This window comes from Prevotella sp. oral taxon 306 str. F0472 (genome assembly GCF_000257925.1).
Lineage (GTDB): Bacteria > Bacteroidota > Bacteroidia > Bacteroidales > Bacteroidaceae > Prevotella > Prevotella vespertina.
Window position 1 is genome coordinate 1 of sequence record NZ_AJIN01000032.1, and the last position, 15,016, is coordinate 15,016.

Here is a 15,016-nt window from a genome sequence, read left to right on the forward strand (position 1 = left end):
GTTGCAGGTGAGGAAGATATTTATGCAAACGAACAACTAAAAGGTTATGCTCCGCTCTATCCGCTTCCTGTCATCATCGCCCTGTCTTTTCAGTTGGACAGCACGGAAGCCCATTTATTTAGAGAGTATCTCTGTGAGAGATTGCAGAAACCTGCATCCGTGATAACACCGATATTTCTGCTCGGTAACACGAATAACTAATGATTATTTCTTATCTTTCCTTTTTCTTTCACCGATTATATCTTACTACATTACTACAATAGGAGTTAAAGCGGTGAAAGAAAAAGGATTAACGTGTAGTAAAATACCCGAAACAATGGTACTACGCAGTAACTACAACTGCCCTTCTTCTTTCACCGCTTGATTACGATTAAAAAGGAAATTATATGATGTTTGTTATTTGCCTGACAATCCTCTGAAATATGCTTTCATTGCTTACAAGTATAGATGCGGTGCCTGTCATTCCGCTGATGAGATTATACTTGCAATCTGTTATCCTTACCTGTGCCGTGAACACGTTGCCTTCTGCCGTTTGTAAGGGTATATGCGATGTGGCTGTTATTACACCATTTGCAACTCCGTAGGTTTCTGCATCGTAACCCTCAAATTCGATGTTTACCGTCATTCCTCTCGCTAACGTATTTACGTATTTATAGGGAACGGCGATTGTGCCTTGACGGGCATTTGTCATCTGTACCTTTGCACTGATGGTTTCAGGATAAGGTATAAAGTATGCACCTGCCAGTAGTCCTAATATTACAATAGTGATAATCATGATGCCATAGCGTACAATTTTTGACGGTATCTCGCCAATGATGTGCCTTACCTTCTCGCTGCGGAGTTCTATCTTGTCGTCTACCATAGTTGTTTTTCCTTTACGTTAGTTTCCTAACTCCAATTGATTCTTTACAAGATTGTAGTATGCACCACGCTTTGCCGTGAGTTCCTCGTGGTTGCCAATCTCGACCACCTTGCCTTTATCCAGTACCACTATTTGGTCAGCATTCTTCACCGTGCTTAGTCGGTGAGCCACTATAACTACCGTCTTGCCTTTGTAGAACTCATCCAGATGCTCCACAATCATGCGCTCGTTATTGGCATCGAGCGAGTTGGTGGCTTCATCAAGGAAAATATAATCGGGGTTCTTGTATACAGCTCTTGCTATCAAAATACGCTGTTTCTGTCCTTGACTCAAGCCAACGCCATCGCGACCAATCTTAGTGTTGTATTTTAAGGGAAGTCCCATTACATAGTCATGAATACAAGCTATTTCGGCTGCCCTTTGCAATCGCTCCTTGTCAATCTCACCATCATCTACGGCTATATTCCTTGCTATACTCTCGGAGAATATCACACCGTCTTGCATCACCACGCCACACTGTCTGCGCCACCACTTCTTATTTAGCGTATTTACACCTGTTCCGCCTATGGTGATTTGTCCTCCCAATACGGGATAATAGCCCAACATCAGTTTGATGAGGGTGGTCTTTCCGCTACCCGACGCTCCGACAATGGCAGTTACCTTACCTTTGGGGATTGTGAGGCTTACATCATCAATGATGGTTTTCAATGCGTGAGAATCGTACTTGAAGTTTACGGCTTCAAGGTCTATGCCTTGATTTTTTTCTTTCACTGCCATTTCCAATCCTTGCTTTCCGTTCTCATCATCCATGCGGTGGATTTCATTGATACGCTCAAGACTTATCTTCACATCCTGCACCGAATAGAAGAAACTCATCAACTGCTCGACAGGTGAGTTGAGTTGCCCAATGATATACTGCACGGCAAGCATCATACCCAGCGTGAGCTGTCCGTGAATGACGGCTGTGGCTGCCACCACGGTGATTACGATGTTTTTCAGTTCGTTGATGAATATGCTACCAGCCTCTTGTGTCTGTTGGAGTTTAAGGGATTTCATCTGCACTCCAAAGAGGTCTGCCTGCACGTCCTCCCATTCCCAACGACGACGTTGTTCACAATCTTGGAGTTTTATCTCCTGCATAGAGGTGATAAACTCGTAGGTCTTGTTGTTGTTGATGGCTTGCTGCTCGAAGAGTTCGTAATCAAGTACTTTTCTGCGCCTGAGGAAGAGTGCAAGCCAACCGCCATAGAGCAGACTACCGAGCATGAAGATGGTAAAGACAAGCCAATTATAGGATAGCAGCACGATGCTGAACACCACAAAGGTAAAGAGGGAGAACACGATGCTAAGTGTCTTTTGAGTTAAGAACGTGTTCACCCTACTATGGTCACCCATACGCTGCATAAGGTCGCCCATCAGTTTAGTGTCGAAGAACGACATCGGCAGTTTGAGCAGCTTGATGAAGAAGTCACTCACAAGAGAAATATTGATCCGCATAGAGATATGCAGTAAGAGCCAACGACGGATAAAATCAATGGCAGTACGGCTCATGGTAAGGACAAGTTGTCCCAAGAGTATTAACCAAATAAAACCGATGTTCTGGTTTTTGATTCCCACATCCACAATTGATTGCGTGAGGAAAGGCAGGATAAGTTGCAGCAGACTGCCCACAAGTAAGCCTAAGACTATCTGCCCAAAGTGCTTTCCGTATTTTTTGACATAACCGAAAAGAAACTTGAGTGAGCGTTCTTCTTTCAGCTTGGATTCTTCTTTAATATTATTGTTATCAAGTAACTGAGTAGTACTGCAAAGCATAGCGATTCCTTGCTCTTTATCTTTCAATCTTGTACTAATCCAATGACTCTTAAATTCCTCTAAATTATATTTAATTAATCCTTTACTAGGATCTGCTATATAAAATCTCTTGTCTCTTCTTATTTTATATAGTATTACAAAATGATTCTGATTCCAATGGAGAATACAAGGTAACGGATATTTGGATAAATTGGTAATATCTATCTGGGTACAAATCGTATCAAAGCCTAGGTAATTTGCAGCTTTACTTAGTCCCAATAAAGAAATTCCTTCTGTAGTTGGCGTACATAGTTTTTCTAAAAAAGATAAAGAGTATCTTTTTCCATAATATTCGCATATCATTTGTAAGCATGTAATACCACATTGCATAGAATCGTATTGATGTAAGAAACGAATATGTTTCATTAAACTGTGAGCTTTAGCATTAATATTTCAATAATAGTCAAAAATAAAACTGGACGTTAGATATTCGATATTGTTAAAATACAGTTTTCTATCATCCGGTAAATAATTCTTTCTACATATCTTAAATTAGCTTCATACTCTTCTTTACCATATTTGTTTTGTGATAGTGCACAAACATTATCTATTATATCGGAGGCTGTTGCTGTATGCTCCTGTAGGAGATAGTCTATAATAGTTTCAACCGTTCCACGAGCAACTACTTCATAAACTGTTTGACGAAAAGCATCTGGTATAGTTACAACTTTATACATTTTATTTTCAATTTTTTGATTTTTTGTAATATACATCAATGTTTCTGATGATATATCTGTCAAGCTAATAAAAGGATTTAAAATAAACTGACAATTACTCTCATATAATCTCTCATTTTCCCAAAAGCTATTAATGCAAGTATACTGCTTTTTAAAAAATTCCTTCTTATTATCTTCTAGTTGTTTCTCAACTTTGATGCACGTGTTGTCCAGTTTCTTAATTTCGGTATAGATTCTTTCTTTCATTATTTTTCCTATATCATAATTTTTAGAAACTTTAAAACTACGTGACCTTTCTAATATTTCGTTGGAAGTCCTGTAATGATGGATATAAGGAGTATCTATAAAATTCAGATAATTAGATATTGGGATACCGCCATGCTGGATATATGTATTGATTATATGATGATGTAAAGCAGGATCTATTTTTTCTAGAAGCCTTGATGCAAAAATTTGTGCATCATTTCTTTTTTTTATATTTCCAAGCATATGACAATAGCCGTGTTTTTTCAAACACGACATATCAAGATTCATCCAATCAAACAAAGTACTTAATTTTTCACCTTCAGTGCAGTAGCTTATAGTTTTATTATATTTTTGAGCTAGGCAATAAAAGAAAAGTTGCTCGTAAACAGAATTTATAAAACCGTCATGATTAAGTTTCAAAATCCTATCATTGTTATATATAAATCTATATGCTTGTTCTGTGTAGTATTGAATGAATTTCACATCATTTCCTCCGAGTACGCCTGCATTAGCCACACTAATAATCTTATTTTTAAGCTCTATATCTGCAAAATTGGGAATTTTTCCTCCAACTTGTATGAAACGATCTATGCACTTACGATTATACAATTGATCGTCATACTCAATATTTTGTGCGAATAAGTCTGCTTTCCAAAAGGAATCTGGTAAGCTGTCATACAACAAAAAATCACAATCTACATGTAAAAATGGTTCATGCTGTTCACTGTATGTATATAATTTTGGCAAAGCCCATAATTCATAGCCAGAATACCCTTCCATAATATTCGGAATTGTTACTATCTGATCATAAGGAATACACAATTCTTCAACAACTTTTTTAGCTGTGGAATTGCAATACAGCGTAACATGACCATAATGCTGCTTTAGTAAAAGGCAACTAATAGCCATAGTTATCCAATGAAATTCAGGTGAGAGAAATCCTGCTTTATCGAACATAGGATCTTCATCTGTGGAGAAACTGTAATATGTCTGTAAAAACCTCATGTATGCAATAATATTAATAAAACAAAATCTTTTTCTAAAAATACCTTTAAGCTACTAACAAAAACCTTAATTTTAGGTTGTATAAGTATTAAACCTTCTGAGTGTATATGACTATATAATTAGTACACTTAAAATACATTAGTGTAGCATTATGCTCATGCCACCAAAGTATTAATTATAAAGTATGCACTATGTTTTGTTATTTTATGGTGTCATATAATTAATACATTATCAAATAATCCCTTGCGAATACTTGTAATTAAATATTCTTGTTGAAAGGGATTCAAGTCTGTTATTATTTCGTTTAACCGAATAGGCTTCCTAAATATTTTAAGTAGATTTGTCATAACAGAGTCGTATTTTATATACACATTCTGCGCAAGATATGTATTGTATGTTTTTAGATATCCCTCCTGTTTGCATTCCTTTTTATCAGGTAATGTTGAAACTTTTTTATTACTTATGAATTTAACATCAGGAGAAATTGAAATTATAGAGTTTAATAAGTCTCCATTAGATATTTTTTCATATTCTATTGCTCTTTTCTCATACTCACTATTTGCAATACCTTTTAGTGTGATTTTTTGACAAATATCATTTTTATGGCATACATAGAGTATTCGGTCAAAATACTCTGGATACTTCCTATACATTTGCCTAATGATATAGCTATTACAGCGTGGATGACTTTTGTAATTCATTATGTGAATATAAGGATGATTGTTAGCTTCCACTACTTGGTCAGGGACTGTTCCCCAAGGCATAACAAAATCCTTAACAACACCCTTAATAAATGTTTCAACCTTGATTCTTTTTGTATGTGCTAAGGCATAAAAAATCCATTGTTCAAAAACAACATTATAAAGAAACTTCTTGTCTGACTTTCTTATACTATTAGCATTGCTTGATAAAAAATCTTTAACATATTCAATGTACTCTTTCCAAAAGAACACATTATTACCACCCAATACCCCTGCATTATATGAATGTATATTATTTTCACCGAAACATACTCTCATGTAATCAGGAATTATCGCATTGCATGATTTCAAATGGTTTAGTACTAACATGTAGAAATTTGAATCGTTTTCTTCATGCTGGGCTACTAAGTCTGCTGTTAATAAGCGCTTCTTGAGCGCTTCCTTGCAAAACACATCACAGTCTATATGCAAAAAGGGAGCATTTTGCATACTATATGTTTGAATTTTAGGGTAACAGTAAAAATCCCTATACTCATTCTTGATGTCATCCAATATGAAGTATGTATCATATGGCAATAGAAACAAATCTTTAAATATATGTTTTAACTCAAAATTTGTATACATACAAAGGGGTATTTGTGGGTTATACTCTTTTAAGAGTAATCCACTCAATGCTATTGATAGCCAATTGACTAGTGGAGATAAATAACCTCCGCAAAAGTTCAGTCCATAACTTCTTAACTGACTATATGTTTGAATTATATGCATTATGTTATTATTTTATATGGTTAAGTCTGTATATAGCATTTATTAGCATGCGATCCTCTATATTATATATAAACATAGGGCATCTAGGTTCTTTCTCATATAATGCAAGTGGACATAATCCTCCACATAAAGGATAATACTTACAATCTTTACACTGTTTAATCTGACCACTTAACAACATGTGGGGAATGGTCGCTAAGGCACTATTTTTGCGCTTATTACCTCGGTTATGTATATTGCCCAAATGCAATGGACCTCCTAAATATCTTGTAGAATAGGCTGTCTCCGAACAGTCGTAAATATTACCATAAGCATCATACATTAAGGACTCTTTCATTGTCCCAATACATATATAAGGCCCACTTCTGTGCGGAAGAATCTCTGTTCTAAAACCATGCGTTAGCATATAAAGTATATACTCTGTAGACTTTTTCCCAATTATCTTCCATGTCTTGGCATCACCAGCACCATTGTTTGCCCATGAAACAACACATGCACAATAAAAACGAATTTTATCCTGCATCCCATCATTGTACAGTTTATGTAAAAGTGGAATAACACCATCTATATTACTTTGATCAATATTACATCGAATGGTTATCATGCATTTAGTCTTATCATAGTATGGGCTTGAGACTATAGACTTTAAATTGTTGTATAATTTAACAAAAGTTCCTTTACCGCTACACGTGAAACGGTGCTTGTCATGGAATTCCTTATCTCCATCTATTGTTATTTCTATCCTCCTGCAATTAAATTGTTCCTTTAACTCTCTATATACATCTGGCGTGAGTATATAGCCATTTGTAGTTATATGAGATAGATTTTTAATCTTATGCTTATTTGTCAGAATTTTTATATGCTTATTGATTATACGCATTTTATCTAAGGCGCATAACGGTTCTCCTCCAAACCATCCTATTTCCATGTCCTGATAATCATGTGCAGATAATTTAATATCAATCTGTTTGATGAGACATTCTATGGTATCTATACTGATTTCTGCATGGTTGTGCTCTTGACCACAATAGTTACAAGCAAATTGACATTTATCAGTTGGTTGAATGGACATATATAGGTGCTCACTATGGTACTGTCTTTGCTTCTTTAAAATCTTTTGGTTTTCTATGTTTATTGATCTAAACTCGTCTTCTTCCTTTGGAACAAGCACCTTTGCTTTAATTAATAACTCCATTGTATTTTTGTCTATATGCCTAAAATCTTCATTGATGACAGAATTATAGGTGTTAGCTGATACAAAAATGTTTTTTGCTGTTCTTCCAGAAAAGAAGAGACCTAATTGATGTCTCTTAATGTGATATAAATTCTTAAATAAATATGCTGAGAGTTTAAGTTTATTTTCCATTTTCTATGTTATAATATTAGAAAAAAGGGAATGCTATTGTCGGAGTAAAACTCACGCTCCTGAGTTAGCATCCCCTAATACTCATTTTGTAACTGTCTTAGTGACAATTACCGAATGAACAGTTACCATAGTAACCCCATTCTGCTCCTCCGTATAATTCGTCGGCCTGCTCTTCGTTCAAAATAATGCAATCTTGATCGATTTCTTTCAACATGGACTCATCAAGGAGCTTTTTTAAATTAATTTCTGCCATAAGGCTAAAAGTATTTAATAACGTCTACTCTTTTAAAGATTTTCGACATCCTCTTTATCTGTACGTGAATTTATATTTATCTGCTACTTCGTTGTTGGCACAATACCTGCATCAGTATCAGAGTTATGAATACGTTGGTTCACCTCAGAACCGTGCTTTCCAAAGTTCAGGTTGAAATGAAAGTCTATGCCAAAAACCTTACATAGATTTTTCGACCATACCATTTGATTATAAGGAGCAAGATGGGAAAGATTTTCTACAGACATTTCATAACGTGAACTGAAGATGTTCTGCAACTGGAGTTCTACACCCCATTTTTCTCTATTGTACCCAAAAACTATACTATGTGATTTCTCATCTTTGTTAAGTGTCTCCCCCCACAGTCTATGAAAACTTGTCTCAAGATTGGCGCCTACATACCAATTCTTGTACATTCCCATTAAGTTGGCACGCAAGCCCCAGTTAGTATGTGTATGCGTATAGGTATTGCCATTGCTGATATAGCGATTGACAAATGGGGTAAATTGGATGGACATATAATCCCTCCAAGGTTGTACTTTTAGGTTTATTTGAGAGTTCAGACGATGGAAGCCTCTTTGATTGGCATAACTCCTAACATAGAAGCCATTCGAATAGGTTGTTTCTTCCATATATGGTTTATCATCATAGCTATAACGAGTAAACCATTCTGCACTAATATATTTTGATCCTACGCTAATTGACAGTTCATTAGAGAAAAATCTGACCGCCTGTAGATTTGGATTTCCACGGCGTATTTGGTAAATGTCTATGTGTTGTTCAACATCGCTTAACTCGGCAAGTGAGGGTGCGTAGCCTCCCATGTAGGCTTTATAACGTATTGACAGATAATTGTTGAAACGGTACCCCAGCTGAATAGTCGGGCGAAATATATATTTTACCTGTTTGGCATTTCCTTGGCTAACATAGGTTCTCATAGCACCTACACCTACCATATAATCCAGTTTCCCTAACTTTGAAGCCCATTCTCCAAAAGCATAACTCTCACCTGTATTCATCTTTACGCTTGAGAATGTGTTTCCATCGTACGCATTTTTTGTGTACATCTGCTGATGTCGCAGACCAAATGACAACCGCGAATCCTTGATTTTCTGCTCGTAAATAACTTCAGCTATGGTCGAATATTTATTGCCATTGACATGGGAAGTTATTTCCTGCACAGCATTCCCCAGAGATTGGCGATATAAACGGTCGTTTTTAGTATTGATATATGTTCCTATCAGGTCAAAGAACAGATGCCGATCCTTGGTAAACTCATGCTGATAATAAATATCTAACGATGGATTGTTGCTCCTTGACTTGGTGCGGTCCTTGATATCGAATGTATTGCTATCCTGAATAAGTTTGGAATTTCTATCAGATACCGCATGAGGCGTATTGTTATATAAATCACGAAAAGTAACACTCAATATGTTTCCGCTATTTATGTAATCGTATCCTATGGATAGATTGATGTTGTCATATCGTGCCTTTGTCTTTTGCCCTATCTCATAGTTACTGATACTGGGGGTCGTTGCATGGAAAGCCTCCATGTTTTCACGTAACCAGTTTACATCACGTCGATTCCAGTTTACAGATGCCTTGAAGTTTGACTTACCTACATGATAATTACCCGATAACTGATAATCTCCTATACCTAAGGGATTGATAGTGTTCATAAACTCTCCGGAGATGCTTCCACCATTCTTCTTTTCTTTTAAGATAATGTCAATTACGGCAGCTACATTTCCGTATCTTAGACCAGGATTATCATGATATTCTATTCTCAATACGTCTGCCGGCAAGAGAGCCTTCACCTCCTGTATCTCTGCCTTTACACCATTAATACGTAACTCTACGGCATCCCCCATAGTGGTAGTCACCTTACTGTCAAGCGTATTTACAGAGATTCGTGAAAGCTGAAGATGCTGCAACAAACTTAAACCATTACTTGATGTTTTTTGCTGAAGCAGATTAGGGATAATTATTTGGCGGTCAGCTTTTTGTATTACGTTGTTGGCGATCACTGTAACGTCATTAAGCTGCTTACTTTCTGGTTCCAACATGATTGTACCCACCGAAAGGTGCTTAGAAATGTTTTGGCATTTAATTTCCTGCGTAGAATACCCAACAAAAGATATCCTTATTCTATAGTTCTCTCCTTCATGCGTATTCAGTTCAAAGCCGCCATTCATATCAGTTACTACTCCACTAATCATCTTATTTTCGCTTTCACGAAACAACGAAACCGTTGCAGCTGGTAATGGTTGCTTGTTTTCATCTACGACCGTTCCCGTAGTTTGTGCAGCAAGAATACCATAGCAGCCAGACATGAGCAACGTGAGAATTTTCTTTTTCATAAACATTATATTATTTATTATATGTATTGTCTTATTATAATTTTGGAGTCAACATCATGATATGCCGACAACTTTTCTTGTCTTTCGATGTTGCAAATGTATTGGTTTCTCCAAATTATATCGTTACACTTTTGTGTAATTCTGAATTTGTTGTCTGAAATATTACACAAAAGTGTAATCATGCAGCCTTGCAAAGTTCACCATACTTTGAAAAGAACCCCATTATACCTCTCTTACTGGAACATACAGGAACAGTTTCCGATGTCAGGTAATCTATGGATTTCCCTATTTGACGTGTGCCAAATCCCAAGCCCTTCATTACTTTCAATAGTTTGCTGTCAATCTCTGCTATCATATAGCTGTACTTGTCCTCTACTATCGGTTTTACTGCCAATGCCATTAGCCGCTTGAACAATGTCAATGTGGATATTCCCGAATCCTTTGCAACGGCAAAGCGCCCGATATGCCAAAAACTATATTTACTTTCCCCGTGAATAGCATTCAGTGGATTTATTCCGTATATTTTTTCAATAGGAAGAGTCTTGTGTTTATCCCAATGGAAACTCCTGATGCAGCCAATTATATTCCCAAAGGCATCCCTTGCAATATAAATATGAGATTTGTTATCATACAGATATTCCTCTTCTTCAAGCACTGATTTGATATCTTCATTTACTTCTTTCTCTGTAAATGAAGATAAGTGATGGGAGTAATTTTCCTTGACCACAAACTGTGCTATTTCCAACAGACTCGTTTTGTCTGCCATGAAGATAGCGTAGTCCTTAAATGTTGCAATCTGTTTTTCCATAATGCTTTTTGTTTCTTGATTTATATGGCAAAAATACTTCTTATGCAAATATCACCTATTACACTTTTGTGTAAATCTTCATTTCTCTCTTTGTTTTTTACACTTTTGTGTAATCTTTTTGCGGTATTTCGCATTAAAAATGTACTTTTGTAGTGAAATATATCAGAGAATCTTAGCACGTTTAGCATATATGACAGACATAAAAGATTTCTTTATAGCATCGAACACCATGCGTAATGCACCAGATTACGATTCAAATGTATTGTCAACATTGATTCATACAGTAGAGTCCTTTGCACGTGTAACCTATCAGAGCATTTATTTGATAGACTATTATAAGCAGGAGTTTCTTTATGTATCAGATAATCCTTTGTTTCTTTGTGGTCATACAGCAAAGGAGGTGAAGGAATTGGGGTATAGTTTTTATTTGAAATATGTACCAGAGGAAGAACTAAAAATGCTTGTTGAGCTGAATAAAAGTGGGTTTAAGTTCTTTGATACTTTCGACAATGTTGATAAATACCAATGTTCCATGTCATATCATTTTCATCTGAAGAGTGGAACAAAAAGTAAGTTGATTAATCACCAGCTTACTCCCATTCTATTGACAGATGAAGGCAAGATATGGATTGGTATGTGTGTCGTATCACTATCTTCACATAAAACAGTGGGACATGTAGAGTTTCACAAAAAGGGTAATCTTAACTATTGGAAATATTCTTTCGAAGGGCATCGGTGGAAAGAACGTGATGGAATATCACTCAAAGAAGAAGAACTTGAAGTGCTACGGTTATCAGCAGCAGGGCTTACCATGACGGAAATTGCGAACAGAATGTGCCGCTCGTTAGATTCTATCAAAACCTATAAACGCCACGCCTTTGACAAATTAGGCGTGACGAATATCACCGAAGCTATTTCAAGAGCTACCTTAAACAAACTCTTCTGAAAAAATAACTTACGGCAAAAGCGAAGAGAGATAGAATTTAGGAAAATAGTTCACAGGTTTTCCTGTAGCAAGATTGTACATTGCCGTTGTACACAAGCCTGCTGCAATCCATGATGCTATGGACAGTTGTGGAGGTGGAAGCATTTCGCTTTCCTTTTTATATTGGGTTACAATTTTGTCTAACCACTCTTTAGGTTGATTCCAAAAAGCCCCGTGTCCAGTAACATACTCAGCTACCTTTAATTCAAATCCCTTTGGCTCTTCAGTCAGTTCAGATAAAGAATGCCCCAATGGGTCTACAACCGTAACAAAGCCAGCCCAACCAAAGTTGTATGGGTGCAGTACTGGGATTTTTCTTTCTTTGCAAATTTCATCAAAGACGAATGGAGTTTTATCCTTAAAGTCCAATGCATTGATGGCTACATTATGCCCATTCAGCATCTCTTCGATGTTATCAGGGTTAAGGAACTCTGTATGGTAATCTATCTGTGCATCAGGATTGATGCTTAGCAAACGCTCAGCCAAGCACTCAGCCTTGTATCTGCCAATATCATTCTCTGTATAGTTCTGCCTGTTCAGGTTGCTTTGCTCTACCTTATCGCCATCAACAATGGTAATATGCTCGAAGCCAAACCGCAAGGCACATTCTGCCACAATGCTGCCGATACCTGCACCACCAAGGAATATCTTATAATCCTTTATCACACTTTGCTCTTTCTCACTCATATAGAGCCTGTTTCTGCTGTATCTTTCTTCCATAATGAAACAATTATTTTAGGCAAAAGTAGATGTAATAAAGCATATATACATTACACAAAAGTGTAATAATCAATCACATTGTTGATTATTTTAGATTTTATAACATATTCAGAAGAGAACATGTTTGCTACTCCTTATAGTTATCCTCCAACAACCTTTCCAAATCCGACTCCTTATAGAGTATCTTCCCTGCAAACTGAGTGTAGGGGATAATTCCCCTATCCCGATAGTCCTGCAAGGTGCGAGGACTGATATACAGCCTCTCGCATACTTCTTTACCTGTGAGGAAATGTTCTCCACCAAACAGCGGTTTGTGGGTCTGTGCTACTTCCTTTATCCTTCTACTTACACTGCTGATAGCGGACAGCACCACCTGCATATCGTCAGCCTCCATGTTTAAGTCCCTTACCTGTTCCATCGTTCTCTTGTCTTATTTCTCGTTCTTTTATTTGTCTGTTTTTGATTTCTCCGATTTTGTCTGTAACAGCCATTCTACATCCTCACGCTTGTAGTAGCACTTATGCCCGATTTGGGCAAAGGGCAAGACACCCGTATCACGATAGTGCTGTAAGGTACGCTTGCTGATGTTGAGCAGCCTGCACACATCCCCGTTGTGCAGCCAATCGGTATGCCTGCTTTGTTCCCCGAATGCCTTGTGGCATGTCTCGGCAAGGCTGAGTATCTCGTTCCTCAGCTTTGCCCAGTTTGAATCCGTAATGATAAAATATCCCATAATTTTATTGTTGTTTTGTTTGTAATTCCTTTTTGTATTGCGCCTTAATGCACGTTTCTGTCTGCAAAAGTATGATGTGTTTGCCATACTTCAAAGCACGAGAGAGCAGCAAGGAAATACAGGGAAAAACAAGGAAAAGACAAAGGGATTGTCGCTCTCTTTCTTTGCCTCCATACTCCATTTTATCATATCCGTTTTATCTGACGCAATGCTATTCGGATTGGAGCAAATAAACACATTCCTTTCTTGCATCATTTCTATACTTGTCCTCTTGTTTGGGGCTTAAATCCATGCTTTCCGACAGTTTCCTACCTGAAATCCGTGAGAAATTCATTGCCAATGTGCGCAACATTATGCAAGCACTCTCCGAATGCTTGGCACTTTCCTGTTCTCTTCATAACTTCACTCTTTGAAACCAAACCAATCATATAATGAAGAAGAATGCAGATAAAGGCAAATCTGAGGGCGGAAACAGCGAATTTCATACAAGAAGGAAGTTTTCCAAGAACTCGGAGATAGAAGCCTATCTCTCCTCTCGCTATGAGTTCAGATACAACACGGTATTGGGACGAACCGAATACCGCAGAATGAATAGCAGCGATTTCACAAAGGTGGGGCGCTATGAAATCAACACGCTCCGCAGGGAACTTGACAACGATGTGGGGATTATCACATCTTCCGACAACCTCTATTCAATTATCGAGAGCAGCTTCTCTCCACGTATCAATCCCATACAGGAGTATTTCAAGGGATTGCCATTGGTGGATGTAAGCAGTAGTTCTCCCTTTTCATTGAAAGCGATTCCCGATTTGGCAAGCTGCGTTGTTGTCCGTAATTCTAACAAATGGTTGCCGTATCTTACCAAATGGCTTGTGGCGGTGGTCGCCAATGCGATGGACGACCGTGAGTGCCGTAATCATACCTGCCTTGTGTTGACAGGTGAGCAGGGAAAGTTCAAGACCACGTTCCTTGATCTGCTCTGTCCCCCAGCACTGCACGGTTACAGTTACACAGGAAAAATATATCCGCAGGAGAAAGACACACTCACTTATATCGGTCAGAACCTTATCGTAAACATAGACGACCAGCTAAAAGCCCTCAATAAGCGGGATGAGAACGAACTGAAGAACCTCATTACCTGCCCGATGGTCAAATACCGTATGCCATACGACAAGTATGTGGAGGAACATCCCCACTTGGCAAGCTTTGTGGCATCGGTGAACGGCAACGATTTTCTTACCGACCCGACAGGCAGCAGACGGTTCCTGCCCTTTGAAGTGCTTTCCATAGATATTGAGAGAGCAAAAGCTATCTCGATGGACAATATCTATGCGGAAGCCAAAGCCCTGTTAAAGTCAGGTTTTCGCTATTGGTTTGATGATGATGAGATTGCCGAACTATACAGAGAGAGTGAGGACTTTCAAGTACAAACTGCAGAGATGGAGCTTTTGTTGCGTTGTTTTGAAAAGCCAACGGAGGATGAAAGATATTCGTTAATGACCACTACGGAGATACTTACCTATCTGGGTATTTATACCCACCAGCCACTTGTTGCCAAGCGGATGGGCGAAGCCTTGAAGAAAGCAGGATACATAAAGGTGAGCAAACGAAGAAATGGTGGTAGCCCCATCTATGTCTACAAGATTAGGAAAATCTTGCC

13 protein-coding genes and 1 pseudogene are annotated in these 15,016 nt (G+C 37.7%); 3 read left to right on the top strand and 11 right to left on the bottom strand.

Annotated features, from left to right (window positions below; genetic code table 11):
- Positions 1-201: pseudogene (locus HMPREF9969_RS04695) on the top strand (hypothetical protein); the annotation flags it as partial.
- Between the two features lie 181 nt (positions 202-382).
- On the opposite strand, the gene HMPREF9969_RS04700 reads toward HMPREF9969_RS04695, so the two are convergent.
- The 8 genes from HMPREF9969_RS04700 to HMPREF9969_RS04730 all read right to left on the bottom strand — a co-directional run bounded on the left by HMPREF9969_RS04700 (position 383) and on the right by HMPREF9969_RS04730 (position 10,918).
- Positions 383-862 carry a hypothetical protein gene (locus HMPREF9969_RS04700; RefSeq protein WP_009434699.1) on the bottom strand — a complete coding sequence of 160 codons (480 nt, stop codon included), beginning with the start codon at positions 860-862 and terminating at the stop codon, positions 383-385.
- An 18-nt stretch (positions 863-880) separates the two neighbouring features.
- Entirely contained in the window at positions 881-3,082 is a 2,202-nt protein-coding gene (locus HMPREF9969_RS04705; RefSeq protein WP_008446692.1) for a peptidase domain-containing ABC transporter, read from the bottom strand.
- A gap of 56 nt (positions 3,083-3,138) precedes the next feature.
- The gene (locus tag HMPREF9969_RS04710) at positions 3,139-4,644 is read right to left on the bottom strand and encodes a DUF6734 family protein (protein ID WP_009434704.1); all 1,506 of its coding nucleotides are present in this window, start codon (positions 4,642-4,644) and stop codon (positions 3,139-3,141) included.
- Between the two features lie 212 nt (positions 4,645-4,856).
- The gene (locus HMPREF9969_RS04715) at positions 4,857-6,113 is read right to left on the bottom strand and encodes a DUF6734 family protein (RefSeq protein ID WP_008446699.1); all 1,257 of its coding nucleotides are present in this window, start codon (positions 6,111-6,113) and stop codon (positions 4,857-4,859) included.
- 7 nt (positions 6,114-6,120) lie between these two features.
- A complete protein-coding gene (locus HMPREF9969_RS04720; RefSeq protein WP_008446465.1) occupies positions 6,121-7,479 on the bottom strand; it encodes a radical SAM/SPASM domain-containing protein in 1,359 nt (452 codons plus the stop codon).
- Between the two features lie 97 nt (positions 7,480-7,576).
- Entirely contained in the window at positions 7,577-7,732 is a 156-nt protein-coding gene (locus HMPREF9969_RS12810) for a hypothetical protein (RefSeq protein WP_009434700.1), read from the bottom strand.
- Between the two features lie 83 nt (positions 7,733-7,815).
- Positions 7,816-10,110 carry a TonB-dependent receptor gene (locus HMPREF9969_RS04725; protein ID WP_232212649.1) on the bottom strand — a complete coding sequence of 765 codons (2,295 nt, stop codon included), beginning with the start codon at positions 10,108-10,110 and terminating at the stop codon, positions 7,816-7,818.
- 178 nt (positions 10,111-10,288) lie between these two features.
- On the bottom strand, positions 10,289-10,918 hold the full coding sequence (locus HMPREF9969_RS04730; protein WP_008446642.1) for a hypothetical protein: 630 nt from the start codon (positions 10,916-10,918) through the stop codon (positions 10,289-10,291).
- 190 nt (positions 10,919-11,108) lie between these two features.
- Between HMPREF9969_RS04730 and HMPREF9969_RS04735 the strand changes: the two genes are divergently transcribed.
- The gene (locus tag HMPREF9969_RS04735; RefSeq protein ID WP_009434705.1) at positions 11,109-11,864 is read left to right on the top strand and encodes a response regulator transcription factor; all 756 of its coding nucleotides are present in this window, start codon (positions 11,109-11,111) and stop codon (positions 11,862-11,864) included.
- Positions 11,865-11,873: 9 nt separating this feature from the next.
- Here the strand turns inward: HMPREF9969_RS04735 and HMPREF9969_RS04740 are convergent, their stop codons facing one another.
- From HMPREF9969_RS04740 to HMPREF9969_RS04750, 3 genes are all read right to left on the bottom strand, one after another.
- Positions 11,874-12,623: a ThiF family adenylyltransferase gene (locus HMPREF9969_RS04740; RefSeq protein ID WP_008446518.1), complete on the bottom strand. Its 750-nt coding sequence runs from the start codon at positions 12,621-12,623 to the stop codon at positions 11,874-11,876.
- A 127-nt stretch (positions 12,624-12,750) separates the two neighbouring features.
- Positions 12,751-13,041, bottom strand: a complete 291-nt coding sequence (locus HMPREF9969_RS04745) for a helix-turn-helix domain-containing protein (protein ID WP_009434701.1) — start codon at positions 13,039-13,041, stop codon at positions 12,751-12,753.
- Between the two features lie 27 nt (positions 13,042-13,068).
- Positions 13,069-13,356 (bottom strand): helix-turn-helix domain-containing protein, encoded by a 288-nt coding sequence (locus HMPREF9969_RS04750; RefSeq protein WP_007574553.1) that lies wholly within the window; start codon positions 13,354-13,356, stop codon positions 13,069-13,071.
- 431 nt (positions 13,357-13,787) lie between these two features.
- On the opposite strand from HMPREF9969_RS04750, the gene HMPREF9969_RS04755 reads away from it, so the two are divergent.
- On the top strand, positions 13,788-15,016 hold a 1,229-nt coding region (locus HMPREF9969_RS04755; RefSeq protein WP_009434702.1), incomplete at its 3' end, for a VapE domain-containing protein.

Coding starts and splice junctions, on each gene's coding strand:
- HMPREF9969_RS04700 (WP_009434699.1), bottom strand. CDS start 862: ATGGTAGACGACAAGATAGAACTCCGCAGCGAGAAGGTAAGGCACATC.
- HMPREF9969_RS04705 (WP_008446692.1), bottom strand. CDS start 3,082: ATGAAACATATTCGTTTCTTACATCAATACGATTCTATGCAATGTGGT.
- HMPREF9969_RS04710 (WP_009434704.1), bottom strand. CDS start 4,644: ATGAGGTTTTTACAGACATATTACAGTTTCTCCACAGATGAAGATCCT.
- HMPREF9969_RS04715 (WP_008446699.1), bottom strand. CDS start 6,113: ATGCATATAATTCAAACATATAGTCAGTTAAGAAGTTATGGACTGAAC.
- HMPREF9969_RS04720 (WP_008446465.1), bottom strand. CDS start 7,479: ATGGAAAATAAACTTAAACTCTCAGCATATTTATTTAAGAATTTATAT.
- HMPREF9969_RS12810 (WP_009434700.1), bottom strand. CDS start 7,732: ATGGCAGAAATTAATTTAAAAAAGCTCCTTGATGAGTCCATGTTGAAA.
- HMPREF9969_RS04725 (WP_232212649.1), bottom strand. CDS start 10,110: ATGAAAAAGAAAATTCTCACGTTGCTCATGTCTGGCTGCTATGGTATT.
- HMPREF9969_RS04730 (WP_008446642.1), bottom strand. CDS start 10,918: ATGGAAAAACAGATTGCAACATTTAAGGACTACGCTATCTTCATGGCA.
- HMPREF9969_RS04735 (WP_009434705.1), top strand. CDS start 11,109: ATGACAGACATAAAAGATTTCTTTATAGCATCGAACACCATGCGTAAT.
- HMPREF9969_RS04740 (WP_008446518.1), bottom strand. CDS start 12,623: ATGGAAGAAAGATACAGCAGAAACAGGCTCTATATGAGTGAGAAAGAG.
- HMPREF9969_RS04745 (WP_009434701.1), bottom strand. CDS start 13,041: ATGGAACAGGTAAGGGACTTAAACATGGAGGCTGACGATATGCAGGTG.
- HMPREF9969_RS04750 (WP_007574553.1), bottom strand. CDS start 13,356: ATGGGATATTTTATCATTACGGATTCAAACTGGGCAAAGCTGAGGAAC.